Here is a 23,889-nt window from a genome sequence, read left to right on the forward strand (position 1 = left end):
GCCGCCTCAGGCGGTCACGCCCGCGAGCGTCGGCGCAGCCGCAGCCGTTGCTGACGCGGTGGACAGGGCCGCCTCTTCTGCGGACTCCGGCGCGGCCGCCTCGTCCACCGGCTCCGGCGCGCCCTTCAGGAGGCGCTGGATCTCGCGGACCGCGGCACGACCGGCCCGGTTGGCGCCGATCGTCGAGGCCGAGGGGCCGTAGCCGACGAGGTGGACGCGCGCGTCCCGGATCGCGCGGGTGCCTTCCAGCGCGATGCCGCCGCCCGGCTCGCGCAGCTTCAGCGGCGCCAGGTGGTCGATCGCGGCGCGAAAGCCCGTGGCCCAGAGGATCACGTCCGCGTCGACCGTCCGGCCGTCGTCCCAGGCCACCCCGGTCGGAGTGACGCGGTCGAACATCGGCAGCCGGTCGAGCACGCCCTCCGCGAGCGCGCGGCGTATCGCATCGTTCAAGGGCAGGCCTGTCACGGACACCACGCTCAGCGGCGGCAGTCCGCGCCGGACGCGCTCCTCCACCAGGGCGACCGCCGACCGCCCCTGCTCCTCCCCGAACGGGCCTTCGCGGAAGACCGGAGGACGGCGCGTCACCCAGGTGGTGTCCGCCGCCACCTCCGCGATCTCCATCAGATGCTGCGTGCCCGACGCCCCGCCCCCCACGACGATCACCCGCTGCCCGGCGAACGCGTCCGGCCCGGCGTAGTCCGCGGTGTGCAACTGACGCCCGAGGAAGGTCTCCTGCCCCGGGTAGCGCGGCCAGAACGGCCGGTCCCAGGTGCCGGTGGCGTTGATCAGCGCACGGGTGGCGTACGTCCCCTCCGACGTCTCCACCAGCAGCCGCCCGCCCGCGCCCTCCCGCACCGCGCGGACATCGACGGGCCGGTGCACCCGCAGATCGAAGGCGTCCTCGTACGTGGTGAAGTACTCACCGATCACCTCGGACGACGGCCGGTTGTCGTCGGCGCCGGTCAGCTCCATCCCGGGCAGCGCGTGCATGCCGTGGACCTTGCCGTATGTCAGCGAGGGCCAGCGGAACTGCCAGGCGCCGCCCGGCCGTGGCGCGTGGTCGAGGACCACGAAGTCGGCATCGGGGCGCAGCCCCACGCGCCGCAGATGGTAGGCGCCGGACAGACCCGCCTGTCCGGCGCCGATGACGACCACGTCCACACCCCCGAAGTTGTTCACGTTTCTACTAACACCCGTGATGTGGTGGATCTTCCCGGGCGCGCCCGACGGAATCGCCCGAGGGGATCAGAGGAAGTTGACGCCCTGCGCGAGCGGAAGCTCGTCCGAGTAGTTCACGGTGTTCGTCGCCCGGCGCATGTACGCGCGCCACGCGTCCGACCCGGACTCACGCCCGCCGCCCGTCTCCTTCTCGCCGCCGAACGCGCCGCCGATCTCGGCGCCCGACGTCCCGATGTTGACGTTCGCGATCCCGCAGTCCGAGCCGTCGGCGGCCAGGAACCGCTCCGCCTCGCGCTGGCTCTGCGTGAAGATCGACGACGACAGCCCCTGCGGTACGCCGTTGTGCAGCTCGATCGCCTCCTGCAGCGTCCGGTAGGTGAGTACGTAGAGAATCGGCGCGAAGGTCTCCGCGCGCACGATCTCCGTCTGCGCGGGCATCCGGACCACCGCCGGAGCGACGTACGCGGCATGCGGAGCCTCCTCGCGCAGCCGCCGGTCACCGCCCGTCAGCACCTTCCCGCCGTCCGCCTGCGCGGCGTCGAGCGCGCGCGCCATCCCCTCGTACGACGCCGTCGAGATCAGCGGGCCGACCAGCGTGCCGGCCCGGAAGGGGTCGCCGACCGGCAGCGACGCGTAGGCGTGGACGATGCGCTCGGTCAGCTCGTCGGCGACGTCCTCGTGGACGATCAGCCGGCGCAGGGTGGTGCAGCGCTGCCCGGCGGTCCCGGCCGCCGAGAAGACGATGCCGCGCACGGCCAGGTCGAGATCGGCGGACGGAGTGACGACCGCCGCGTTGTTCCCGCCCAGCTCCAGCAGACAGCGGCCGAAGCGGGCGGCGACACGCGGCGCGACCTCCCGCCCCATCCGCACCGACCCGGTCGCGCTGACCAGCGCCACCCGCGCGTCGTCGACCAGGCGCTGCCCCGCCTCGCGCTCGCCGAGCACCAGACGGTGCACATCGCCCGGCGCGTCGCTGTCCGCGGCCGCCTGCCGCAGCAGGGCGTCGCAGGCCAGAGCGGTGAGCGGGGTCAGCTCCGACGGCTTCCAGACCACGGAGTCGCCGCAGACCAGCGCGATCGCCGTGTTCCACGACCAGACGGCGACCGGGAAGTTGAACGCGGAGATGACCCCGACCACGCCCAGCGGATGCCAGCTCTCGGAGAGCCGGTGGCCGGGCCGCTCGGACGCCATCGTGCGGCCGTACAGCTGGCGCGAAAGCCCGACCGCGAAGTCACAGATGTCGATCATTTCCTGCACTTCGCCGAGGGCCTCGGAGTGGATCTTCCCGGCCTCTATGGTCACCAGTTCGGCGAGATCCTCCTTGTGCGCGGTCAGGAGCTCCCCGAGCCGTTTGACCAGCGCCCCGCGCCGGGGCGCCGGGACCGTACGCCACTCACGGAACGCGGCCTCGGCCGCCGTGACGGCCGCGTCCGCCTCCTCGGGAGTGGCGACGGGCAGCGTGAAGAGCGTGCCGCCGGTCAGCGGAGTACGGGCGGTCAGCCCCTCGCCCGTCGGCACGCGCGCCCCGCAGCGGCGCAGGGCTTCCTCGGCCCGCACCCGCAGCGCGTCGGTGTCGGGAAGTGCGGTGATGGTGGTCATGCGTCGCTCTCCTCGGTCGGTGCCAGGATCTGTCGCGCTCGGCCCAGCGAGACGTCCTGCTGTGCGGCGTAGAGGTCGAAGGGATCGTGTACGGGCCGCTCGATCGCCTCCGACAATCCGTGCTGGTCGTAATGGGCGCCCGCCTGCGCGGAGTCACGGGCGCCCGGGTCGGTGAGATTGGACTGGAAGATCCCCGCCGCCGAACGCGGCAGGAAGTCCTCGTAGACGATGGGGCGCGCCGACAGCCAGCCGCCGTCGAGCAGGCCGGCGAGGTCGCCCGGCGGACGCCGGCCGTCACGCGGACGCTCCCGCACGGCCTCGTACGTGAAGAACCCGACGCCCTCCACCGCCAGTCGGCGTTCGGTGCGCGGGAAGGCCGCGGCCCACTCCTCGACCGGGCCCTCGACGAGCCGGTCGTACAGCTCCCGCCCCTTTCTCGTGAGCGCGATGCCGCGTGCCTCGACCTCCCCGAAGCGGACGCGCAGCGCCCCGGTGGAGACCGTGCCGTCGGGCTCCCGGAAGGTGCGCGGTTCGGCCAGCGCCCGGAACGAGGTCTGACGCAGCAGGACGTCCGGTCCGTCCCAGCGGGGCGGCCCCTGGATCCGGTCGATCATCGTGATGCCGCGGTCCTCCATCCGCCGGTACAGGTCGTCGATGTCGAGGACGCGCGGGGTGAGGTGGTTGATGTGGGTGCTGCCGACCCCGCCGATGTCCGCGGCGACGGCGGAGACCTTCTCCAGCTCGCTGTACCAGGCCCGGTCCACCGGCTCCGGCGACAGTTCGAACGCGCCGACCGCGAGGCCGAGGAACCGCTCGGCCCGCTCCTCGTCGAGCCCGCCCTCCCGCTCGGCGAGCGCCGCGAGCTCCAGCAGCTGTGGCGGGAACAGCTCGCGGCGAGCCAGGAACGCCTCCAGCCGCTCCCGCAGATCGGCGTCGAAGAAACGGCGGTCGGCCGGAGTGAGCATCGAGGTGAAGACCCGGAACGGATTGCGGTCCAGCTCCTCGGGCAGCACCGGCCGGAACGCCGTCGACACCACCGGCACCGCGCTGGCCGCCGCATCACGCAGATCGTAGAAACCGACCGGTTCCATGCCGAGCGCGGCGAAGACCTGCGCCGCCTGCCGCAGCTCGCGCGGTGTGCCGACCCGGATCGCCCCGTGCCGCTCCGCCGTGACCCGCTCGATGCTGCCCAGCCGCTGGGCGCTCTCCCCGCCCTTGCGCAGTACGTCGTCGTTGACCTTGCCCGCCACCTCCACCAGCGTGGTGTACGCGGGCACTTCGGTCCCGTACATCGTGGACAGCCGTCGGGCGAACGCGGCACGCAGCCGCCACGCGGGAACCAGGCCAGCCATGCGAACCTCCTGAAGGGCCGGTCAGATGATGTGGGCCTCGGGGCGCACCGCCGCGGCGGCCTTCTCGAAGCGGGTCGCCGCGAGCGGGCCCACATCGATGAACGGTTCCCTGCCGAGCCACAGATCGCGCACGATCTCGCCGACCGCGGGCGCCTGGAGGAAACCGTGCCCGGAGAAACCCGTGGCGTAGAGGAACCGGCCGACATCGGGTGCCTCACCGATCAGGGCGTTGCGGTCCGGCGTCATCTCGTACAGCCCCGCCCAGCCGCCGCTCGCCGGTTCGAGGTCCGCGAGCGCCGGCGCGAGGCGGGCGGCGGCCGCGCGGAACGGCTCCAGCCACTCCTTGCTGAACTCCCGTCCGAAACCCGGCTCCTGACGGGGGTCGGAGAGTCCGAGCACCAGTCCGCCCGCGCCGTCGTCGTGGAAGTACAGCGTCGAGTCGAAGTCGAGGGTGAAGGGGATGCGCGGCGGTGGCGGCGTGAGCGGGCCGGTGAGGGCGATCTGCCGACGCAGCGGGGTGACCGGCAGACGCACCCCGGCCATCGCGCCGATCGCGCCGGACCACGCCCCGGCGGCACAGATCACGCTCCCCGTGCGCACCGTGCCCGCCGTGGTGCGCACGGCCCGCACCGCCCCGCCGTCGGTCTCGATCGCCGTGACCGCGCAGTGCGTACGCACCGTCACGCCGAGCCCGCGGGCCGCCCGCAGATAGCCGTCGACGGCCGCCTTCGGCAGGGCGTAGCCGTCGTCGGGGGAGTAGGCGGCGGCGACGATCGAGGCCGGATCGACGTACGGGCACAGGGCGTGGGCCTCGCGGGGCCCGATGATGCGGCTGTCGACGCCCAGTTCCCGCTGGGTGAGGGATGCCTCGCGGAAGGCCGCCACGTCCTTGTCCCGGGTCAGCAGGAAGAGGTAGCCGACACTCCGCAGCCCCACGTCGGCCCCCGGCCGCGCCGCGAACGAGCGCCATGCGCGCAGGCTGCGCTGCCCGAGGCGGATGTTGAGCGGATCGGAGAACTGGGCGCGTACGCCACCGATCGGCTTGCCCGAGGATCCGGAGGCCGGATCGTCGCGTTCCAGCAGCAGGATGTCGCGTACGCCGGCCTCGGCGAGGTGGAACGCGATGCTCGCGCCCATGACCCCACCGCCGATGATCACCACCTGTGCGGTGTCCGTGCTCGTACCGTGATCCATGAGGCCATGGTGACGGCTGCGCACTCTCTGCGTCCATGAGGCCTGACCTGCCACGGCTACCTCCGGTGGGGTGCGCGGTCTGTCGGCCGGGTGCGGCCCGGTGGGTGGTTTGTGCCCACCCGTTCCTCCTCCCCCTGCCCACAAACCATCGGCGGAACGACTGCCCATGAACCACCAGGGCGAGCCACCCCGGCCAGGCGCGCGGAGGGGGACGAGGCGGGGTCGTGTCCGGGACACTGAAGCGTGATTTGTGGCGCATGACTCAGGGTGCTCTTTACGAGGCCCCGCACGCGCCGTACGGGGGTCTGGGGGTGTCCCCCAGAAGACACAGCATGCCGTCCCGGATACGAGCCCCAGAGCGGCCCCAGACGGCACCCGACCCGGACCGGGTCGAGCACGACCGCCCGCGCGATCCCGCGGCGGGGGCGCCAGGATGGACGTATGCCTCATGCCTTCACCACGAAAGTCCTCGACGTGGCCACCGGCGCGGCCGAGACCGTGACCGATCTGACCCGTGAGTGCGAGAAGTTCCTGGAGGAGGCCGCCGCAGGCCGCGACGGTCTGCTCCATGTCTTCGTGCCGCACGCGACGGCGGGCATCGCCGTCATCGAGACCGGCGCCGGCAGCGACCACGACCTGCTGTCCGCGCTGCACGTGCTGCTTCCGGCCGACGACCGCTACCAGCACCGCCACGGCAGCCCGGGCCACGGCCGCGACCACGTCCTGCCGGCGCTGGTGCCGCCGCACGCCACCCTGCCGGTCATCGGTGGCCGCCTGGAGCTCGGCACCTGGCAGTCGGTCTGTCTCGTCGACACCAACAGGGACAACCCGCAGCGGCAGGTGCGGTTGTCGTTTCTCGGATAGCCCTGATGTGTTCAGGGCTGTAGGACTGATTTCCGGCCGCACCTGACGGCCCCTGAGACGGGCGGTACCAGCTGTGACCCACTACGAGCAGGGAGGGCCGCTCGCACCGCCGACATCTCGACGGCCATCGACCGGCTCGTCCACCTACCGAACCCGGGCTGACCAGCAGCTCTCCCCGTACCCGCGACAGCGCGACGCGACCCGGAGCAGTGGAACTCGGCGCCCACCCGACGCGACAGACGGGCCACCAGCCTGCCCACCACCCAGCCACAGAACGTGAAACTGTCTGCCGACTCCGTCGGCAGACCGTCACGAAAGATCGAGGCTAGCGGCCCATCTTGCAGACCGGCGGCTGCGGGGCGGGACGTGTCCGGGACAGCTTCGCGGCCGTGCCGCGGGCCCTTTCGAAGGCCATGACCGGGTTCCCGTCCTCGCGCCAGGGCTGGGCGCCGCACCACGGTCCGATCAGGCGGAACTGCTCCAAGGCGGACGCGTACATCATCGACCGGAGCATGTAGTGGGCCAGCAGGTGGCGCAGGACCGGCAGGCGCTCGTCGTCGGGCGCGACCCCGTCGAGCGAGGCTGCAATCTGCTTCAGCACGCTCCTCGCCATCGGCGTGACGGCCAGCGTGCCGGTGGCGGACCGCTCGGTGAGCTCGTTCAGCGCGTGGAGATAGATCCCGGCCAGCGCGCTTCCGGGCGGGGCCTTGCGGACCGCCTGGCGGGCAAACCGCATCATCCGCCGGTCGCTGCCGAACCACTTTGCGCACCAGTACTGGAGGGCCTGCCAGTGCCCCTCATAGTGGTGGGGAGCGCGGGCGATGAGCCCTTCCCACAGCGGCTTGAACTGTGCGTGGCGGTACTGCGCTCCGCGCGCCGCCGTGACCATCACGACCCAGGGGCCCGGGTTCGCGGGGTCGAGCAGGGCGGCCTGCCGCGCCTCCTCGATCGCGGCCGGGAGCATGGCGCGGAAGCGGTTCATGTCCGAGGTCATGACCTCGTGGGCATACCCGCTGCCCCGGATCTCCCAGGCGCGGTGGACCATGATGCTCGCGTGGAGGGTGGCTGCGTCGCAGTTCCGGGGCTCGGCGGCGCGCCAGGCGTCGAGCCAGGCGTCGTCCTCCCGGGCGACCTGTTGCAGGAGCTCCAGCCGGTTCCAGCGCTCGTCCCAGTCCTCGCCCGCCGCCCGGACGTACCGCTCGGCGGACTGCCAATCCCCTCCCCACGCAGCATTGGCGACGGCCTGCCGCTGCTCCGTGCGGTGTGCCGGCGGGGGCGGGCCGGGGCGCCGCGAGTCGAGCTGCTCACGGGGCGGAAGGCCGTACTCGGACGCCACGAAGTGCTCTCCGACGCGGCGAGGGACGATGAAGAGCCGGTAGAGCACGACGAGGAACACGCCGAGTACGACGGCGAGGAAGATGGTCACACCGGGGGATCATTCCCGAGCCCGTTACCTTCCGCAACGGTCAAGGCCAACGATAAGGCGAGGTCAAAGGGGTGCACAGGGCCCTGCCCTGGTCGGGCTCGTGGACCGGTGACGAGCCGGTGCCGACGCTCCGCGTGCCGGCCGTACCCCGATCGGCAGCAGCCGGTTCAGCTGAACCAACTGCCCGCAGTCGCAGGCATTCTTCGCCATCGACGCCTTGACCGCCCCGACAGGTCACAGGCTCTGGGAGCAAGTGTCGTACGTGGGACGAGCAGCGAGTGCACTGCAATCGATCGGTGACGGGCGTGTGGACGTCGGCGATGGTGATCGCATTGGTGCTTGTGGCTGGTGGACGCGGCGGCAGCGGAACGGGTCCGGCAGGCAGGAGGCATGACACTCCCACGGCGACTCCTGACCTTGCGGCGCCGCTCAGCGTGTCCCCACTCAAAGTCGGTTCTGGACCTGGAGAGCATGCCCGCGGGCTGGAAGGTCGGCGCGACACTGTTCCGGGTCCACTCGCCCACCCTCCTCCCTGAACCCTCCTGGCCGGCGGGGGGACGTAGCGGGAAACCACCTGGCGCGCCGGTACCAGGAGGCGCGCCGCGTCCCCGTACCGGCGCGCCCACCGGCAACCGCGCAACCGGGCCCGGTCCATCCTGTCCGGCATGGCGGTCGGCGTGGGGCCGGTCTGCGCCACACTCGTCCGTACCGCCGGCATCGCGCCGACCGCGGACGTGGTGGCCCATGGCACAAGCGTCCCGGTGGGTTCCTCGGCGCCGGCCACCTCTTCTGGATCGGCGAACGGCCAGGCGTCACTAAACGGATGTGCGAATGTCAGTCGCGCGTGATAGTCACTACCTCCACGAGGGGGGTGGTCACTTGCCTCCCTGTGAGAGACACCAAGGGGTGGGGACAATGGCGTTGCTCCGAGATTGGGGGCCCACGCTGGGACGGTGGACCGGCCGGCCCGGGGCGCGGCTGGAGAAGGACGCCAGCGATCCGGACGTGGCGAGGGTGCGCGAGGCGGCCGCCGCGGCGGACTGGGCCGCCGTGCGGGGCCAGTTGGAGGCGCGACCGGAGAGCCAGGACCGTACGGGGCTCTTGTGGGCCGTCGGCGACACGGCCGGCGTCGAGCGGTGGATCGGCGACGTGCTGAAGACGGAGCCCGAGTCGGCGCTGGCGCTGACCGTCGCGGGCATCCGCTACGTCAACTGGGGCTGGGAGGCCCGGACCTCGGCGCGCGCGAAGGACGTCTCGCGCGAACAGTTCGAGGTCTTCCACTCCCGGCTGCGCCAGGCCGAGGAGTGGCTGTACGAGGCTGCCGAGCTGGAGCCGGGCTGGACCTCGCCCTGGTACGTCCTCCAAGTCACTGGCCGCGGTCTGCAGGTCGGGCAGGTCACGGCGCGCCGCCGGTTCGAGGCGACCGTGCGCCGGGACCCCTACCACCTGGGGGCGCACACGCAGCGGTTGCAGCAGATCTGCAAGAAGTGGGGCGGGTCGCACGAGGAGATGCACGCCTTCGCCCGCGAGTCCGCGTTCAAGGCTCCCGGCGGCACGCCGCTGGGCCGGCTGGTGCCGGACGCGCACATCGAGGAGTGGCTGTCCCTCGACTCGGGCCCGGACGCCGCGTACATGCGCCGGCCCGAGGTGGCGGAGTCGCTGAGGCAGGCGGCGGACCACTCGTACCGGCATGCGGACTTCGTGCGGGAGGGTTCCTGGCTGGAGCTGCTGAACAGCTTCGCGATGGCCTTCTCGCTGGCCGGGGACCGGGTGTCCGCCCGGGAGTGCTTCCAGGCCACGCAGGGGCGGGTCACGGAGTCCCCGTGGGACTACCTGAACGGCTCCGACCCCGTCGCGGCCTACCGCAAGCACCGCTCGGCCGCCGGGCGCTGACCCGCAGGGCGTGTACGCCGAGACGAGCGCCGCGCCCGCCCCTGCCCTCTCTTTCGCCCATCTTCCCGTCCGTGCCGTTCGCCGGCGCGGGCGCCCCAGTGAAGGATTCCGTCCGGTGTCCTCTTCCGAGACCGCCCACACCTTCCAGGTCGACCTGCGCGGCCTGGTCGACCTGCTCTCCCACCACCTCTACTCGAGTCCCCGCGTCTATCTGCGCGAGCTGCTGCAGAACGCCGTGGACGCCATCACCGCCCGTCAGGCCGTCGCCCCGGATGCGCCCCGCACGATCACCGTGCGCACCGGTGACACGCTCACCGTCACGGACACCGGCATCGGACTGACCGAGGCCGACGTCCACCGATTCCTCGCCACCATCGGCCGCAGCTCCAAGCGGACTGCCGAAGGCGCCCTGGACGGCGCCGGACTCGAGTCCGCCCGCGGCGAGTTCATCGGCCAGTTCGGCATCGGCCTGCTGGCGTGCTTCGTCGTCGCCGACGAGATCACCGTGCTCAGCCGGTCCGCGGCCGACCCCGCGGCGCCCGCGGTCGAGTGGCGCGGTCACTCCGACGGCCGGTACACGATCCGTACGCTGCCATCCTCGGCCGTGCCGGAGCCGGGCACCACCGTGCGGCTCGTCCCCCGGGCCGACAACGCCGAGTGGACGAGCCCGCGGCGGGTCGTCGACCTGGCCCGGCACTACGGCAGCCTGCTGCGGTACGAGGTCACTGTCGTGGGCCCGCACGGCGAGAAGGAGCGGATCAACGACACGCCGCCGTGGGAGCGGACCCACCGCTCCCCGCTCGCCCACCGCGAGGCGCTGACCGCGTACTGCCGCGACCGGTTCGACTTCACCCCGCTCGACACCATCGAGCTGGACCTTCCGGCGGCCGGGCTGCGCGGTGTCGCGTACGTGCTGCCGACGGCCGTGAGCCCGGCGCAGCGCGCCGGTCACAGGGTGCACCTGAAGGGCATGCTGCTCACCGACCAGGCGCCCGAGCTGCTGCCGGACTGGGCGTTCTTCGTGCGCTGCGTGGTCGACACCACGAGCCTGCGACCGACGGCCTCGCGCGAGTCGCTGTACGAGGACGGCACGCTGTCTGCCGTACGGGACGCCCTGGGCGACCGGATCCGGGACTGGCTCACGGGGCTCGCGGCCAGCGACCCGGCGCTGCTGCACCGGTTCATCGACACCCACCATCTCGCGGTGAAGGCGCTGGCGCGCTACGACGACGAGCTGCTGCGGGTGGTGCTGCCGTGGCTGCCGTTCGAGACCACCGACGGCAACGTCACGCTCGAGGAGTTCGCACGCACGCACGCGACGCTGCTGGTCACCCGCAGTGTGGAGGAGTTCCGGCAGGTCGCCCCGATCGCCGCGGCGGCCGGCCTGGGCGTGGTCAACGGCGGCTACACCTACGACCGCGATCTCGTGCACCGGCTGCCGGAGATCCGTCCCGGCACCTCCGTGAGCGACCTCGACCCGGCCACGGTCACCGCCCATCTGGACGCGGTGGACCCGACGGCCGAACTGCGAGCGGCGGCATTCCTGCTCGTCGCCCGGGAGACGATCGGCGTGCACGACTGCGACGTCGTGCTGCGCGACTTCCAGCCGGTGACCGCCCCGGCATTGCTGCTCGACAACCGGGAGGCGCGCCACGAGCGGACCCGGTCGAGCCTCGCCGCCGAGAGTGACGGTCTGTGGGCCGACATCCTGGGCTCTCTGCGGCACGACACGCCGCGCGCCCAGCTGGTCCTGAACCACCTCAACCCGCTGGTGCGCCAGGCGATCACGATCTCCGAGCGCGGTCTGGCCGTCACCACCGCCGAGGCACTGTACGGGCAGGCCCTGCTGCTCAGCCGCCGCCCGCTGAAGGCGAGCGAGAGCGCCCTGCTGAACCGGGCCTTCATCGGCCTGCTCACCCACGCCATGCACAACCCCGGCACGGACGCGGACGGCTCCGGGCCCCGGAAGGACATCTGATGCTGGACACCCCCGAGGCCGTGATCGAGGCACTGCGTGAGAACCACGACCGCCCGCACGGTCCGCAGCGCACCGTCACTGCCGAAGAACTCGTCGAAGCGGCCGGTCAGTTCGAGAAGCCGGACGTCCTGGTCACCGCTCTGCTGGAGCTCATGACGGCGTACGAGTTCACCGGCGAGTACCGCAAGTCGCCGGTCGTCTTCGGCCGGCTGCTGAAGCTGTGGGACGAGTCTCCCGAGGAATTCAGCGAGGGGGAGGCCCACCAGGTCTACTGGCGGTTCAAGTGGGTGGCGACCTCGCTGCTCGACGTGCCTGAGGTGTCGCTGGCCTCGATCCGCGGCTGGATCGACGAGACACTGCGCCGGTACGAGAAGGCCGGGCACGGCATGCAGCCCGTGGCGGCGATGCGCTACCACGTCGCGGCCCACACGGGCGCGGGGGTCGCCGACGCGTACGACCTGTGGGTCACCCGGCCGCGCACCGAGCTGAGCGACTGCGAGGCGTGCGAGACCCGGCACCTGGCCGCGCACCAGATGAACGGAGGCGACGACGCCGGGGCGCTCGACACGCTGCGGCCGGTCCTCGACGAGGCGATCGGCTGCACCGAGGAGCCGCAGATGAGCCAGGCGCTGGCGCTCGGAGCGCTACTGCGCTTCGGCCGGCTCGACGAGGCCCGCTCGCACCACCTGACCGGCTACCGCCGGGTCCGCGGCAACACCGGCATGCAGGCCTGGGTCGGCCGGCACCTGGAGTTCTGCGTGCTGTCCCGCAACGAGGGACGCGGCCTGGAGATCCTCGCCGAGAACCGGGCGCTGTTCGAGGCGACCGGCGCTCCGCTGGCCCATCTGGACTTCCTGACCGGCATCGAGCTGCTGCTCGCCCGGATCGTCGAGGACGGGCACGCCGACACGGTCGTCGCGGGCCCGCTGGGACGGAGCTGGACGGCGGACGAACTGCTCGCGCACGTCCGCGCCGAGGCGGACCGGCTGACGGCGGCGTTCAACGCCCGCAACGGCACGACGGCGGTCGGGGACCGTCGCCGCGAGCGTCTGTCGCAGCGTCCGCTGCTCGACGCGCCGCTGCCGCTGGGCCTGAGGACGGCCGTCGCCCGCCCGGCGACGGCCGCGGCTGCGCCGGTGACGGCTCTCGCCACCGCGGCTCCCGCCGCCGTCGCGATCCCCGAGGACTTCGTGACTCTGGTGCGCGAGGCACGGCGGATGGCGAGCGCGGGTCACCCCGGGGACGCCCGGCTGTGGACCCGGATCGCCGAGCGTCTGGCCGACGGCAGCGCGGTGCACGACGACGTGCTCGGCCCGCAGGAGCTGCTGCGGGCGGAACTCGCCGAGCAACGGGCGGGCGAGCTGACGATGGCGGACCGCGACGACGAGGCCACCGTGGAGGCGCGCAAGGCCGCGGAGCTGTACGAGCGGCTCGGCATGCCGTGGCAGGCGCTGTCCACGCGGGCCCGCGCCCTGGCCTGGACGAACCCGTCGGCCGACGGGGGCGCCGAGCCGGCCGGGGGAGCCGAGCGGCTGGACTCCGACGGGATCCAGGATGCCCTCGACGAACTCCTCCGCGAGGCCGAACGGCTGTGCACCGAGGTTCCGTTCACGGGCGAGGCCCTCGGGGCGGCGGAGGCGGCGGCCTGCGACGACCTGGAGCAGGAGCGCAAGCTGGCGTACCTCACGGTGTACTACGCGCGCACGTACGCGGCCTACCGGGAGCTGGGCCGCGGTGGTCCGGAGGCCTCCCCAGGCGCCGTCGAGCGCTTCGAGGCGTGCGTCCAGGCCCTGCACACCGAGGCGGAGCGGCTGTCCGTCCCTCACCAGGTCGCCAACGCACGGCAGTTCGCCGCGGACGTGGCCGGCCGCCACGGCGACCTCGTGCGCGCCGAGGAGGGGCTGCGCGCCGCGCTGAAGGACCTGGAAGCCGCCGACCGGCCGTGGCGCGGTTCGCGCCCGCGTGCCCTGCTCGCCCAGATCCTGATGGCACAGCAGCGACCGCAGGAGGCGGTGGAGCTGCTGCACCAGGCGATCGCGGACGCGGTGCGGTACGACGACGCGGACTTCCCGATAGCGCCGGCGTACGCGATGCTCGGCCACGCGGTCTCGCACCTGGGCGACCACGCGGGCGCGGTGCGCCACCTGTCGGAGGCGGCCGCGCGGTTCGACCAGTCCGGAGTGTCCGAGGAGGCGGCGGACGTGCGGCTGCAGCTGGTCGACGTTCTGACGCGGACGGGCCAGCAGGCCGACGCGGTCGCGGTCCTGGAGTCGCTGGTCGCCGAGGAAGCGGCGGCCGCGCTCGACGAGCGGACGGTCGCCCAGGCTCGGCTCATGCTGGCGCGCGGGTTGCGGGAACTGGAGGAGTTCCTGCCGTCGGCCGAGGAGTTTCTGCGGCTGGCGGACGCTGTCTCCGGCTGGGAGGACGACGCCCCCATCCAGACCATGGTGACCGCTGACACGGCCATCGCGCTGGCTCTGGCGGACCGCTGGGACGCGGCGGGCACGGCGTACGAGCGGGCCTTGGCGGCGCACGCGCAGGCGCCGAACCCGTCCCTGCTCATGCACATGATGCGCGAGTTTGCGCGTCTGGTCATGAACACGCAGGGCTTGGAGGGCCTGGAGACGGCGCTGAAGCATCTCGCCGAGGCGGACGCGCTGGCGGCATCCGTGCCGGAGGGCACGGAGGGCTTCGTGCCCTGGTTCGAGCGGGGCACCGTGCACTACCGCCGGGGCCGCGTCCTGGCGGAGGCGGAGCGGTTCGAGGAGGCCCTGGCCGAGACCGAGGCCGCCGTCGCCGCCCACGAACAGGGCGGCGAGGAGGGCGAGTCGGCGCGTGCCGAGGCGGTCCGGATCGCCGCGCTGATCGAGGGCAACGCGCTGCGCCGGTTCAAGGAGGCCATCGCCCGGCTGACGACGGCGGCGGCACGCTGCCAGAAGGCTGGCCTCTCGGAGGCAGCGCAGATCCTCGACGCGCTGCGGCAGGACTACATGTCGCGGCTGACGGAAGGCCGTTGAGCCGGCGTCGCGCCAACCGCCCCCGGGGCCCGGCCGTGCACTACGGCCGGGCCCCGGGGGCGGTTGCGGCCGATGTCAGAGCCCGCGGACAGCGTGCCTTGTCCGGTGGATCGATCGCGAACGATCACGAGAGGCCGCAACTGTGCAGGAAGTGGCACATCACGAGGTCGGCGAGGTGCAACATCGTCCGTGTCCTGGAGGACATCGAGGGGCGGGTGTTTGGCCGACGCCACAGCACGCGGTAGGACACCGTCTCCCCGAAGGCGGGAGTGTCTTCTCCTCAGAGCCGCGGTCGACCGACGTCCGGGCGGAGCTTACGCGTTGAGTTGTCCTTCGAGGGTGTCTCACGTGGCAGGTTTCGCGAGCTTCTTGTAGCAGGTAAGGGCGGCGGCCAGGCCGAGGGAGGCGAGGAAGTGCGAGCCCTTTCGTTCGTATCGGACGGTGAGGCGGCGATAGCCGAAGAGCCGAGCGATCGACCGTTCGATCTTCCAGCGGTGCCGACCGAGGCGTTCGCCGGACTCGATGCCGGGCCGCGCGATGCGCGCGACGAGCCCGCGCTCGCGCGGCCAGGCCAGGTGTTCGGCGGAGAAGTACGCCTTGTCCGCGCGGAGTTTGACGGGTCGGCGCCGCCGTGGTCCCCGGCGGGACCGGACGGCGGGTCTGCCGCGGATGAGCGGCTTGAGGGCGAGGCTGTCGTGCATGTTCGTGCCGGACACGGCGACGGTGAGCGGGGATGTCCTGGGCATTGGACAGCACGTGCAGCTTGCTGCCCTTCTTGCCGCGATCGACCGGGTTCGGCCCGGTCGGCGATACCCCTTCTGGCGCGAACGGAGGCCGCGTCGACGATCGTCGAGGTCGCCTCATGCCGCACGAACATCACGTCACGTGGGACAACCTCTAAGCGTTGATCGGTGCGGCCGACCTGGCGGCCTGCTCGATCCTCGCGCGGTAGGCCGCACGGGTTTCCTCGTCGATCTGCTTCTCGTGTTCGGCGCGCAACCCGGTCCGGCCGTCGAGGCCCTCGCGCAGGATATCGGCGTGCCCGGCATGCCGGATGGACTCGCCGAGGACATGGACCATGATGGCGAACAGGTTCGTGTTGGGATAAGGCTCCGGCCACCACGGCACGTGGCCGGGGGCGTCGAGGGGAAGCTCGTTGATCGTCGCGTCCGAGTGTTCCCACGTGCGCCGGTAGAACCCGATGATCTGATCGCGGGTCTCGTCCTCGGTCGCCCACAGATCGCTGCCGTTGGAGTCCTGCCACCGGGGCAGCGGTTCCGGGGAAGGGCGGTCGAAGACCTCGCCGAAGTACCTGGCCTCGACGGTGGCCACGTGCTTGACCAGGCCGAGGAGGTTGGTCCCGGTCGCTGTCAAAGGTCGGCGGGCATCATATTCGGACAAACCGTCGAGTTTCCAGAGCAGCGCCTTGCGGTCCCGCCGCAGTCTCCCGTGCAGGTTGTCCTTCGCGAATGCATCGATCATGCGGCATGAGCCTGCCATGGGCTGCTCGTGGTCTCAAGATCCCGTACGTGGTCCGCAACGGCCGACAGAGCCGAGGCCTGGCCATGACCGCCGCCCTGACCTGCTACAAGAAGCTCGCGAAACTTGCCACGTGAGACAACCTCCAAAGGAGGTTGGCGGATACGAACAGGGACAACCCGCAGCGGCAGGTGCGGCTGTCGTTCCTCGGTGCAGGCCGGATCTGCGGCCGCACCAACTGACGGTCCGGGCGTGCTCGGGTGCGTCACGGCACGGTGAGCCGGCAGACGTCACCGGAATCGGGCAATCGGGACAGGTGTCGCACCTCCGCTGCGATCCGCGAGAGGGCGTCGGTCTTCTCCAGGTGCCACGGCAGGAGGGGCTCTTCCGTGGACTCCGCCAGTTCGCCGACCCGGACTCCGGCGTCGTGCAGGTCTCGATGTTGCTTTTCGGCGTGCTCTTGTCGTCGGGCTCGCCGAGCGTGGCGTGCAGGTCCAGTCGGGCCTGCTCCAGCCCGCAGTCGAGGGTTCGGGGCGTCGCAGGTGCGGACGTGTGGAACTGAAGTTCAGATGTGGTCATAATTCTAGACTGGGTCTGAGAAACAGCCATGGTCGCGCTAGGGTGGCCTACGAGCCGTTGAAGGACACCTACGGAGGCCGGGTATGCCACCCCGCAGGAAGCGGGCCACACTGGCCCGCACAACTCGTCGCCCCTATGTGGATGACGCCACCTGGGACAGCGCCGACGACATCGCCGCCGGCGATGCCCTGACCGTCGGTCACCTGCTCACTGTCCTTCTGGACCGGTATGCCGCCGGCGTCGTCGACGTTCCCCTTCCGGAGGGGGACGTTCGCGCGGGTGGACGCAGTGGGCACCTTGCCGCCATCGGAGACGCCGCCTGGGCCCACGCCGACGAGCGCCGAGCGCAGGAGGGCATCCAGTCAATGAGCGTCCTTTGCGAACTGCTGCTGCGTGAGACCGTCGCCGGACGTGTCTCGGCCGGTCTCGACGCCGCGCCACGCGCCCAGCAGCGGACCGAGCCGCGCGACGAAGCCGCGGGCGCCGTCACCCCGTCCCTGCTCCACTCCGCCGCCTGACACCTCACGGAGTCCGTCATGACCGAGCGTGCCGCAGAGCCCACCGGCCCCCTCATCCCCATGCCCGAGAAGACCCCGGCCGCGCTCCGCGTTGCCGTCGGACGCCTCGACCCGGGTGTCCTCGCCACGTTCGATCAGCAGTGGGACGAAGCGATGCGCCAGGCCCGCGACGAGTACACCCTCACACCGCCCCGCGCCTTCGTCGAGCACTGGTGGTCATGGGTCGGAGTCGCCCGCTACCCGCAACGCCTTGCCCGCTTCCGTGAGTGCGAGCGCATCGTCAGCCAGTCGGGCGACCGCGCCGAGCGCCGCGCTGCCGCGAGTGAGCTGGCTTCGATCCTCGCCGAGGCTGTCGCCGCGTGAGTGACTGGACCTGGGAGTACGAACCCGACGCCGAGAACGTCGTCGGCGGCCTGGACATGGCCCAGCGGCTGGAGGTCGAGGCGATCGCGCAGCGGATCGCCGACGCCGTGGGAGTCCGTCGCATCGGTAAGCCCTTCGACATCACCGAGTCGGCATCCGGCGTCAGGACGTTCGCAGAGGGCGCCGTGATGGTCTGGTACCAGGAGGACTACCGCGACGATGTCGTCCTGGTCCTCCGCGCACAGCACTTCGGAGCGCAGTAACTCGACACCTGACCCCGAGCAGAGCCACGGGGGCGTCGCGCGCCAGGAGCCCAGCCCTTCGCGGAGAGACCGGGTGAGGCGAGATGCGAAGGCGTACGCTGTGGGTTGTCTTTGCGGAGGTTTGCTGACACGAACAGGGACAACCCGCAGCGGCAGGTGCGCCTCTCGTTCCTCGGCCAGGAGGGCGGGGAGGCCGCTAGGAGGGCGGGGTGCCGCCGGAACCCGCAGTGATCAGGCCCGTCTCGTACGCGGCGATCACCGCTTGCGCGCGGTCGCGGAGCCGGAGCTTCGAGAGGATGCGGGCGACATGCGTCTTCACCGTGGCCTCGCCGATGTGGAAGCGGGCGGCCAGCTCGGCGTTGCTGTGGCCGCGGGCCAGGGCCTCGAGGACTTCCAGCTCGCGCGGGGTGAGCGTGGACAGGTCACGGTGGAGCGGCGCCGTGCGGTCGCCGGCCGAGGCGAACCGCTCGACCAGGCGGCGGGTGACGGCCGGGGCCAGCAGTGCGTCGCCGGTCCGGATCAGGCGGACCGACGCGGCCAGTTGCTCGGGGGTGACGTCCTTCAGCAGGAAACCGCTCGCGCCCGCGCTGAGGGCGGCGTAGACGTACCGGTCCAGGTCGTAGGTGGTGAGGATGATGACGCGCGGCGGTGTTCCGTCGTCCTGAAGGATGCGGCGTGTGGCCTCCAGACCGTCGGTGCCCGGCATCCGGATGTCCATCAGGACCACGTCGGGCCGGGTGCGGCGGACCGCGGCGATCGCCTCGTCCCCGTCGGACGCCTCCGCGACCACCTCGATGCCGTCGGCGGCGAGGATCATCCGGAAGCCGGTGCGCACCAAGGCCTGGTCGTCGACGATCACCACTCTGGGTGTGTCGGTCACGGTTCCTCCACCGGAATCACCGCGCGGACGCCGAAGCCCCCGTGCGGACGTCTGCCCGTCCGCAGCGTACCGCCGTAGATCGTGAGCCGTTCGCGCAGGCCGATCAGCCCGCGTCCGCTGCCCGAACCCGCGGGCGCCTGAGGCGGTCCACCGGTGTCGGACACCTCCACCCGCAGCTCGCCCGGCGCGTACTCCACGACGATCGACACGCTCGCCCCCGCCGCGTGCTTCACCGCGTTCGTCAGCGCTTCCTGCACCACCCGGTAGCCCGCGAGGTCCACCCCGGCCGGCAGCTCGACCGGGGTGCCCCGCACGGTCAGCTCCACCGGTACGCCGGCGCTCCGCGTCCGGTCGGCCAGCTCCTCCAGCCGGTCCAGACCCGGCTGCGGGGCCAGGTTCACGTCGGTGGCCGGGCCGGGGCCGTCGGCGGCCATGGTGAGCAGGCCCATCACATGGCGCAGTTCGGACATCGCCGACCTCCCGGCGCTCTCCACCGCCAGCATCGCCTCCCGGGCCTGCTCGGGGGCCGTGTCCAGAACCTTGCGCGCGGCACCGGCCTGGATCGTCATCATGCTCACGTTGTGGGTGACCACGTCGTGCAGTTCCCGGGCGATCCGCGCGCGCTCCTGTTCCACGGCCCTCCGCAGTGCCGCCCGTTGTTCCTCCTCCAGTGTCCGCACACGCTGCCGCCAGGTGTGAAAGCCGTGCGAGGCCAGGCTGATCGGGAGCAGCACGAGGAGGGGGATCAGACCCTGGTCCACTTCGGGGACCAGCGGGAAGACCGCATACAGCACCACTCCGGCGAACAGCGAGGCGGCGACGGCCCTCCGGTGCGGGCTGTGCACGGCCGCGCTGTACGCCGCGATCAGTCCGGAGGCGAACGTGAACGCGGTCGCGTCCGCGGCGGCGTCACCCCACTGGTGCAGCAGCACCGTCGAGCCCATCACGACCCAGAGGACGGCGAGAGGGTGCCGGCGGCGCAGTACCAGCGGCAGGGCCGTCAGGACCGCGACCGCCAGCTCCCAGGGCTCGACAGGGGGCAGCGTGTGCTCGACGGCGGATACCGGATACGGCAGTGGGGGAGGTGGCGGGATCTCGCCGGGGGCCGGTATCGGGGGAGGCGGAGGGATCTCACCGGGACCGGGTATCGGGGGAGGCGGCGGGATCGGAGCGGGAGCCGGTATCGGGGCATCGCCTGCCGGCCGCACCTCCACGTACGACCGGTTCAGATCGCCGACGACCGTGCCCACGGCGAACACCAGGGCGATCGCCGCGTCCGCCGCCCACGACCAGCGGGCCGGCAGGACGGGTACACCCCGCGTGAGCAGGCCACGGGCCCAGCGGATGACTGCCTCTCTCCTGAGCATCGGATCAGTGTGCCAAGCGGTGGGACGCGCCGGATCAGCCCCGGGACGCAGCGCCGTGAACCACGGGCGTACGTCGCAGGGATGACGGACCGGCGCCTCGTCCGCGCGCGGTACGGATCTTCCGCACCGTGGCCGACGCGGGCCCGGCGCGCTCGCTCCTAGCGTCGGGGCACCGATCCGATCCGATCTGAGACGACCCGACCCGACTCTTGGAGCACCCATGCCCGAACCCCTTATCGACATACGCGACGTGACCAAGGAGTACGACGAGGGCGCGGCCGTGCTGAAGGGGCTCACGCTCCAGGTGCGCGCCGGGGAGGCGCTCGCCGTCCTGGGCGCTTCCGGCAGCGGCAAGTCGACGCTGCTCAACCTGATCGCCGGCCTCGACAGGCCGAGCAGGGGCAGCGTGACCGTCGACGGACTGCGTGTCGACGGGCTGAGCGAGAGCGCTTCCGCGAAGTACCGGCGATCCCGCATCGGGATGGTCTTCCAGTTCTTCAACCTCCTCGACGACCTGACGGTCACTGACAACGTGCTGCTGCCGGCCCAGCTTTCCGGCATGCCGCGTGCCCAGGCAGCCGCCCGCGCCGCCGAGTTGCTCGCGTATCTCGGCATCGACCGGCACTCCCGGGCGTATCCGGGACGGCTGTCCGGCGGCGAGCGGCAGCGCGTCGCGATCGCACGGGCCCTGATGAACCGTCCGCCGCTGCTGCTCGCCGACGAGCCGACGGGCGCGCTGGACACCGTGTCCGGCGCGGACGTACGCGACCTGCTGCGTGAGCTGAACTCCGACGGGCAGACGATCGTGCTGGTCACCCATGACCTGGCGCTGGCCGAGTCGTGCGCGACGCGCACGATCGAGGTCGTCGACGGGCGCATCGCGCGGGACGTCCCGGCGGTGACCCGATGAGCGGGACGAGCGGGATGAGCGGGCGGTCCGTGGCGTCACGCGGTGCCCTGGGCCGGGTGGTGCGTGCCGGGGTCGGGCGCCGTCGGCTGCAGAGTGTGGCGATGGTCCTCACGACGCTGCTGTCGGTGGCCGCCTCCGTGCTGGCGGTCGGGCTCCTGGTCGTCTCCCAGGCGCCGTTCGACCGGGCCTTCGCCCAGCAGCGGGGGGCGCACCTGACGGTGGAGTTCGGCGGCTCGGCGGTGAGCGTGGACCGGTTGGCGGCCACCGCGCGGGCACCCGAAGTGGCCGCCGCGGCAGGGCCGTTCGCCATCGCCTCCGTACGCCTGAACGCGACGGAGGGCGAACCGCCCGGCTTCGCACCGCCGCCGCTGACGGTGGTCGGGCGGGCGTCGCCCGGCGGCCCCGTGGACGAGGTGAGCCTGGTCGAGGGCCGATGGGCGGGCTCGCCCGGCGAGATCGTCCTGGAGGCGGGCTCCCGCGGGCCCGGTGTGGGGCCCGGGACACGCATGGTGACCGGTGACAACGAGCTCACCGTGGTCGGGATCGCCGAGTCCGCGGGCGCGAGCGCCGACGCCTGGGTGGTACCCGCCCAGGTGGCCGCGCTGTCCGCGACGCGGCCCGGCCACCAGATGCTCTACCGGCTCGACGACGCCGCCACCGGCGCCGATGTCGAGGCAGGGCGTGACGCGATCGCCGCCCTCCTGCCGCCGGGCGCGATCGCCGGTACCCAGTCGTATCTCGACGTCCGGCAGACGGCCCAGGAGGACACCGCGGCGTACATCCCCTTCGTCACCGCCTTCGCCGTGCTGGGTCTGGTGTTGTCGGTCCTGGTGATCGGCATCGTGGTCAGCGGCGCGGTCGGCGCCGCGACCCGGCGGATCGGCATCCTGAAGTCCCTCGGTTTCACGCCGCGGCAGGTCGGACGGGCCTACATGGCCCAGGCGCTCATCCCCGCGGCGGTGGGCGCGGTGCTCGGCACGGCTCTCGGCAATGTGCTGGCCGTGCCGCTGATGGCGGAGGTGGCGGAGACGTACGGGACGGCGGCGGTGCTGATCCCCGTCTGGGTGGACGTCGCGGTGCCGGCCGGCGCGCTGCTGGTCGTGGCCGCCGCCGCGTTCGGCCCCGCCCTGCGGGCGGCGCGCATGCGCACCGCGGAGGTGATCGGCATGGGCCGGGCCCCGGGCGGCGCACGGGGCCGCCGGGTGCGGAACCTGCTGGGCCGGCTGCCGCTGCCGCGTCCGGTCACCCTGGGCCTGGCGAGCCCCCTCGGCCGCCCGGCACGCTCGGCGACGATGGCCGCGGCGATCGCGTTCGGCGCCCTGGCGGTGACGTTCGCGGTGGGCCTCGGCAGCACGCTGGTCACGGTCAAGACCGAGGGGTCCCCGAGCCGGGGCGGCGATGTCACGGTGCGGACGCTGGCCGCGCCCGGGGAGGGACCGGGCGGGGCGGCACCGGCGGCACCTCGCGAGCCGGCCGACCCGGCGGCGGTGAAATCGGTGATCGAAGCCCGTCCGGAGACCGAGTCCTTCTACTGGATCGCGGAGACCCAGGTGGCGGTGGCGGGTCTGAAGGGCGGCGCAACCCTGGTGGCGTACGAGGGGGACGCCTCCGGCTGCCGCTGCACGATGGTGTCCGGCCGCTGGTTCACCGCCCGCGGCGAGGCGGTCGCGCCCACGCGCTTCCTGCGCACCGCGGGCGTGCGGGTGGGCGAGACGGTCGCCGTGTCCGAACAGGGGCGTACGGTCCGCCTGCGGATCGTCGGCGAGATCTTCGACCTGGGCGACCAGGGTATGGCGATACGCACCGACACCTCGTCGATCGCGGAGCTGAAGCCCCGGTTCCTGCCGGGCGACTTCAGCGTGGAGCTCACGTCCGGTACGGACGGGGAGCGCTTCGCCGAGGAGCTGAACACCGCCCTGGAACCGCTCGGCGCGGAGGCGGCGGTCACCGAGAGCGGCAAGTCGAGCGTGATCCTGGCGATGCAGGCGCTGATCACGATGCTCACCCTGATGCTCACGGCCGTGGCCTGCCTGGGTGTGCTCAACACGGTGGTGCTGGACACCCGTGACCGGGTCCGCGACCTGGGGGTGTTCAAGGCCCTGGGGATGACTCCGCGGCAGACGGTCGCGCAGGTCCTCACCGCGGTGGGCGTCATCGGACTGGTCGCGGGGGCGATCGGCGTCCCGCTGGGCGTCGCGCTGCACCACTGGGTGACTCCGGCGATGGGCGACGCGATCGGGACCACGATCCCGCCGGTGGCCCTGGACGTGTACGGAGCGCCGCTGCTGGCGCTGCTGGCGCCCGCAGGGGTGGTGATCGCGATGGCGGGCGCGCTGCTGCCGGCGGGCTGGGCGGCGCGGACGGACACGGCGCGGGCGCTGCGGGCGGAGTGAGGTGGACGTACGGAATGAGGCGCGGAGTGAGGCGTACGTACGGAACGAGGTGTGCGGACTGAGGCGTCCGGAGTGAGGTGCGCGGACTGAGGGCTGAGGCGTACGGACTGAGCCGGTCGCGGCGCGGACGTCAGCGCGTACCGCGCCGGGCCGCCCGGCCCAGCGACTCGACCAGCGGCAGCATCCGGTGCGGCACGCGTTCGCGCAGCGCCATCTCCGTACGCGTACGCACCACGCCCGGCAGGTTGATCAGGCGCTGGATCACGTCCTCCAGGTGACCGTTGTCCCGCGCCACCACCCGGGTCAGCAGATCCCCGCCACCGGTGATCGAGAACGCCTCGACGATCTCGGGCACCTCGGCCAGCGCGTCGCCCACCTCGTCCAGATGTCCCTGGGTCACCTCGATATGGACGAAGGCCAGCACCGGATGGCCGAGCGCGGCGGGCGACAGGAACGGGCCGGTCCCGGTGATCACACCGTCCCGTTCCAGCCGGTCGATCCTGGCCTGGAGCGTGCCGCGGGCGATGCCGAGGATCCGCGCGTACTCGCGCACGCTGGTGCGGGGCTGCTCGAGCAGCAGCCGCAGGATACGTGTGTCGAGCTCATCGACCGCCATCGTCCATCGGCCTCCTCCC

Annotated in this window: 20 protein-coding genes; 10 read left to right on the forward strand and 10 right to left on the reverse strand. The window is 72.2% G+C overall.

Annotated features, from left to right (window positions below; translation table 11 throughout):
- Positions 1–6: 6 nt before the first annotated feature.
- From ABT342_RS10135 to ABT342_RS10150, 4 genes are all read right to left on the reverse strand, one after another.
- Positions 7–1,179 (reverse strand): NAD(P)-binding domain-containing protein, encoded by a 1,173-nt coding sequence (locus ABT342_RS10135; protein WP_351569822.1) that lies wholly within the window; start codon positions 1,177–1,179, stop codon positions 7–9.
- Between the two features lie 66 nt (positions 1,180–1,245).
- Positions 1,246–2,778 (reverse strand): L-piperidine-6-carboxylate dehydrogenase, encoded by a 1,533-nt coding sequence (amaB, locus tag ABT342_RS10140; RefSeq protein ID WP_351569825.1) that lies wholly within the window; start codon positions 2,776–2,778, stop codon positions 1,246–1,248.
- Positions 2,775–4,130 (reverse strand): 2-oxoadipate dioxygenase/decarboxylase, encoded by a 1,356-nt coding sequence (gene hglS / locus ABT342_RS10145; RefSeq protein ID WP_502965501.1) that lies wholly within the window; start codon positions 4,128–4,130, stop codon positions 2,775–2,777. The genes amaB and hglS overlap by 4 nt, the downstream gene beginning before the upstream one ends.
- 21 nt (positions 4,131–4,151) lie before the next feature.
- Entirely contained in the window at positions 4,152–5,324 is a 1,173-nt protein-coding gene (locus ABT342_RS10150; RefSeq protein WP_351569828.1) for an NAD(P)/FAD-dependent oxidoreductase, read from the reverse strand.
- A gap of 441 nt (positions 5,325–5,765) precedes the next feature.
- On the opposite strand from ABT342_RS10150, the gene ABT342_RS10155 reads away from it, so the two are divergent.
- A complete protein-coding gene (locus ABT342_RS10155) occupies positions 5,766–6,188 on the forward strand; it encodes a secondary thiamine-phosphate synthase enzyme YjbQ (protein WP_351569830.1) in 423 nt (140 codons plus the stop codon).
- A gap of 325 nt (positions 6,189–6,513) precedes the next feature.
- Here the strand turns inward: ABT342_RS10155 and ABT342_RS10160 are convergent, their stop codons facing one another.
- Positions 6,514–7,614 (reverse strand): hypothetical protein, encoded by a 1,101-nt coding sequence (locus tag ABT342_RS10160; RefSeq protein ID WP_351569833.1) that lies wholly within the window; start codon positions 7,612–7,614, stop codon positions 6,514–6,516.
- A 915-nt stretch (positions 7,615–8,529) separates the two neighbouring features.
- On the opposite strand from ABT342_RS10160, the gene ABT342_RS10165 reads away from it, so the two are divergent.
- The 3 genes from ABT342_RS10165 to ABT342_RS10175 all read left to right on the forward strand — a co-directional run bounded on the left by ABT342_RS10165 (position 8,530) and on the right by ABT342_RS10175 (position 14,502).
- Positions 8,530–9,507 carry a hypothetical protein gene (locus ABT342_RS10165; protein ID WP_351569836.1) on the forward strand — a complete coding sequence of 326 codons (978 nt, stop codon included), beginning with the start codon at positions 8,530–8,532 and terminating at the stop codon, positions 9,505–9,507.
- A 115-nt stretch (positions 9,508–9,622) separates the two neighbouring features.
- A complete protein-coding gene (locus tag ABT342_RS10170; protein ID WP_351569838.1) occupies positions 9,623–11,485 on the forward strand; it encodes an HSP90 family protein in 1,863 nt (620 codons plus the stop codon).
- A complete protein-coding gene (locus ABT342_RS10175) occupies positions 11,485–14,502 on the forward strand; it encodes a tetratricopeptide repeat protein (RefSeq protein WP_351569841.1) in 3,018 nt (1,005 codons plus the stop codon). Before ABT342_RS10170 ends, ABT342_RS10175 begins: the two co-directional genes overlap by 1 nt.
- Positions 14,503–14,846: 344 nt before the next feature.
- Here ABT342_RS10175 and ABT342_RS10180 read toward each other — a convergent pair whose 3' ends face one another.
- Positions 14,847–15,248: a transposase gene (locus tag ABT342_RS10180; RefSeq protein WP_351569844.1), complete on the reverse strand. Its 402-nt coding sequence runs from the start codon at positions 15,246–15,248 to the stop codon at positions 14,847–14,849.
- 151 nt (positions 15,249–15,399) lie between these two features.
- Positions 15,400–15,984, reverse strand: coding sequence for a DinB family protein (locus ABT342_RS10185; protein WP_351569847.1), 585 nt, complete (start codon positions 15,982–15,984; stop codon positions 15,400–15,402).
- 5 nt (positions 15,985–15,989) lie between these two features.
- Here ABT342_RS10185 and ABT342_RS10190 point away from each other — a divergent pair, with 5 nt between their 5' ends.
- From ABT342_RS10190 to ABT342_RS10205, 4 genes are all read left to right on the forward strand, one after another.
- Positions 15,990–16,118, forward strand: a complete 129-nt coding sequence (locus ABT342_RS10190) for a hypothetical protein (protein ID WP_351569850.1) — start codon at positions 15,990–15,992, stop codon at positions 16,116–16,118.
- Between the two features lie 525 nt (positions 16,119–16,643).
- A complete protein-coding gene (locus ABT342_RS10195) occupies positions 16,644–17,078 on the forward strand; it encodes a hypothetical protein (RefSeq protein WP_351569853.1) in 435 nt (144 codons plus the stop codon).
- Positions 17,079–17,096: 18 nt separating this feature from the next.
- Positions 17,097–17,441, forward strand: a complete 345-nt coding sequence (locus ABT342_RS10200; protein WP_351569856.1) for a DUF6247 family protein — start codon at positions 17,097–17,099, stop codon at positions 17,439–17,441.
- Positions 17,438–17,704, forward strand: coding sequence for a hypothetical protein (locus ABT342_RS10205; protein WP_351569858.1), 267 nt, complete (start codon positions 17,438–17,440; stop codon positions 17,702–17,704). Before ABT342_RS10200 ends, ABT342_RS10205 begins: the two co-directional genes overlap by 4 nt.
- Positions 17,705–17,900: 196 nt before the next feature.
- On the opposite strand, the gene ABT342_RS10210 is transcribed toward ABT342_RS10205, so the two are convergent.
- Positions 17,901–18,584, reverse strand: a complete 684-nt coding sequence (locus ABT342_RS10210) for a response regulator (RefSeq protein WP_351569860.1) — start codon at positions 18,582–18,584, stop codon at positions 17,901–17,903.
- On the reverse strand, positions 18,581–19,951 hold the full coding sequence (locus ABT342_RS10215) for a sensor histidine kinase (protein ID WP_351569863.1): 1,371 nt from the start codon (positions 19,949–19,951) through the stop codon (positions 18,581–18,583). Before ABT342_RS10215 ends, ABT342_RS10210 begins: the two co-directional genes overlap by 4 nt.
- Positions 19,952–20,171: 220 nt before the next feature.
- On the opposite strand from ABT342_RS10215, the gene ABT342_RS10220 reads away from it, so the two are divergent.
- Both ABT342_RS10220 and ABT342_RS10225 read left to right on the forward strand, forming a co-directional pair.
- On the forward strand, positions 20,172–20,861 hold the full coding sequence (locus ABT342_RS10220) for an ABC transporter ATP-binding protein (RefSeq protein ID WP_351569866.1): 690 nt from the start codon (positions 20,172–20,174) through the stop codon (positions 20,859–20,861).
- A 101-nt stretch (positions 20,862–20,962) separates the two neighbouring features.
- Positions 20,963–23,254 carry an ABC transporter permease gene (locus ABT342_RS10225; protein WP_351569869.1) on the forward strand — a complete coding sequence of 764 codons (2,292 nt, stop codon included), beginning with the start codon at positions 20,963–20,965 and terminating at the stop codon, positions 23,252–23,254.
- A gap of 130 nt (positions 23,255–23,384) precedes the next feature.
- Here ABT342_RS10225 and ABT342_RS10230 read toward each other — a convergent pair whose 3' ends face one another.
- Complete coding sequence (locus ABT342_RS10230) at positions 23,385–23,870, reverse strand: Lrp/AsnC family transcriptional regulator (protein WP_351569872.1); 486 nt, start codon at positions 23,868–23,870, stop codon at positions 23,385–23,387.
- Positions 23,871–23,889: the final 19 nt, after the last annotated feature.

This window comes from Streptomyces sp. NPDC000410, assembly GCF_040300305.1.
Lineage (GTDB): Bacteria > Actinomycetota > Actinomycetes > Streptomycetales > Streptomycetaceae > Streptomyces.

Bases quoted from the DNA above. Each gene is read 5' to 3' on its own strand.
- ABT342_RS10190 (WP_351569850.1), top strand. From the start codon at position 15,990: ATGAGCCTGCCATGGGCTGCTCGTGGTCTCAAGATCCCGTACGTGGTC.
- ABT342_RS10220 (WP_351569866.1), top strand. From the start codon at position 20,172: ATGCCCGAACCCCTTATCGACATACGCGACGTGACCAAGGAGTACGAC.
- ABT342_RS10200 (WP_351569856.1), top strand. From the start codon at position 17,097: ATGACCGAGCGTGCCGCAGAGCCCACCGGCCCCCTCATCCCCATGCCC.
- ABT342_RS10195 (WP_351569853.1), top strand. From the start codon at position 16,644: ATGCCACCCCGCAGGAAGCGGGCCACACTGGCCCGCACAACTCGTCGC.
- ABT342_RS10225 (WP_351569869.1), top strand. From the start codon at position 20,963: ATGGTCCTCACGACGCTGCTGTCGGTGGCCGCCTCCGTGCTGGCGGTC.
- ABT342_RS10215 (WP_351569863.1), bottom strand. From the start codon at position 19,951: ATGCTCAGGAGAGAGGCAGTCATCCGCTGGGCCCGTGGCCTGCTCACG.
- ABT342_RS10150 (WP_351569828.1), bottom strand. From the start codon at position 5,324: ATGGATCACGGTACGAGCACGGACACCGCACAGGTGGTGATCATCGGC.
- ABT342_RS10230 (WP_351569872.1), bottom strand. From the start codon at position 23,870: ATGGCGGTCGATGAGCTCGACACACGTATCCTGCGGCTGCTGCTCGAG.
- ABT342_RS10155 (WP_351569830.1), top strand. From the start codon at position 5,766: ATGCCTCATGCCTTCACCACGAAAGTCCTCGACGTGGCCACCGGCGCG.
- amaB (WP_351569825.1), bottom strand. From the start codon at position 2,778: ATGACCACCATCACCGCACTTCCCGACACCGACGCGCTGCGGGTGCGG.
- ABT342_RS10185 (WP_351569847.1), bottom strand. From the start codon at position 15,984: ATGATCGATGCATTCGCGAAGGACAACCTGCACGGGAGACTGCGGCGG.
- hglS (WP_502965501.1), bottom strand. From the start codon at position 4,130: ATGGCTGGCCTGGTTCCCGCGTGGCGGCTGCGTGCCGCGTTCGCCCGA.
- ABT342_RS10165 (WP_351569836.1), top strand. From the start codon at position 8,530: ATGGCGTTGCTCCGAGATTGGGGGCCCACGCTGGGACGGTGGACCGGC.
- ABT342_RS10180 (WP_351569844.1), bottom strand. From the start codon at position 15,248: ATGCCCAGGACATCCCCGCTCACCGTCGCCGTGTCCGGCACGAACATG.
- ABT342_RS10175 (WP_351569841.1), top strand. From the start codon at position 11,485: ATGCTGGACACCCCCGAGGCCGTGATCGAGGCACTGCGTGAGAACCAC.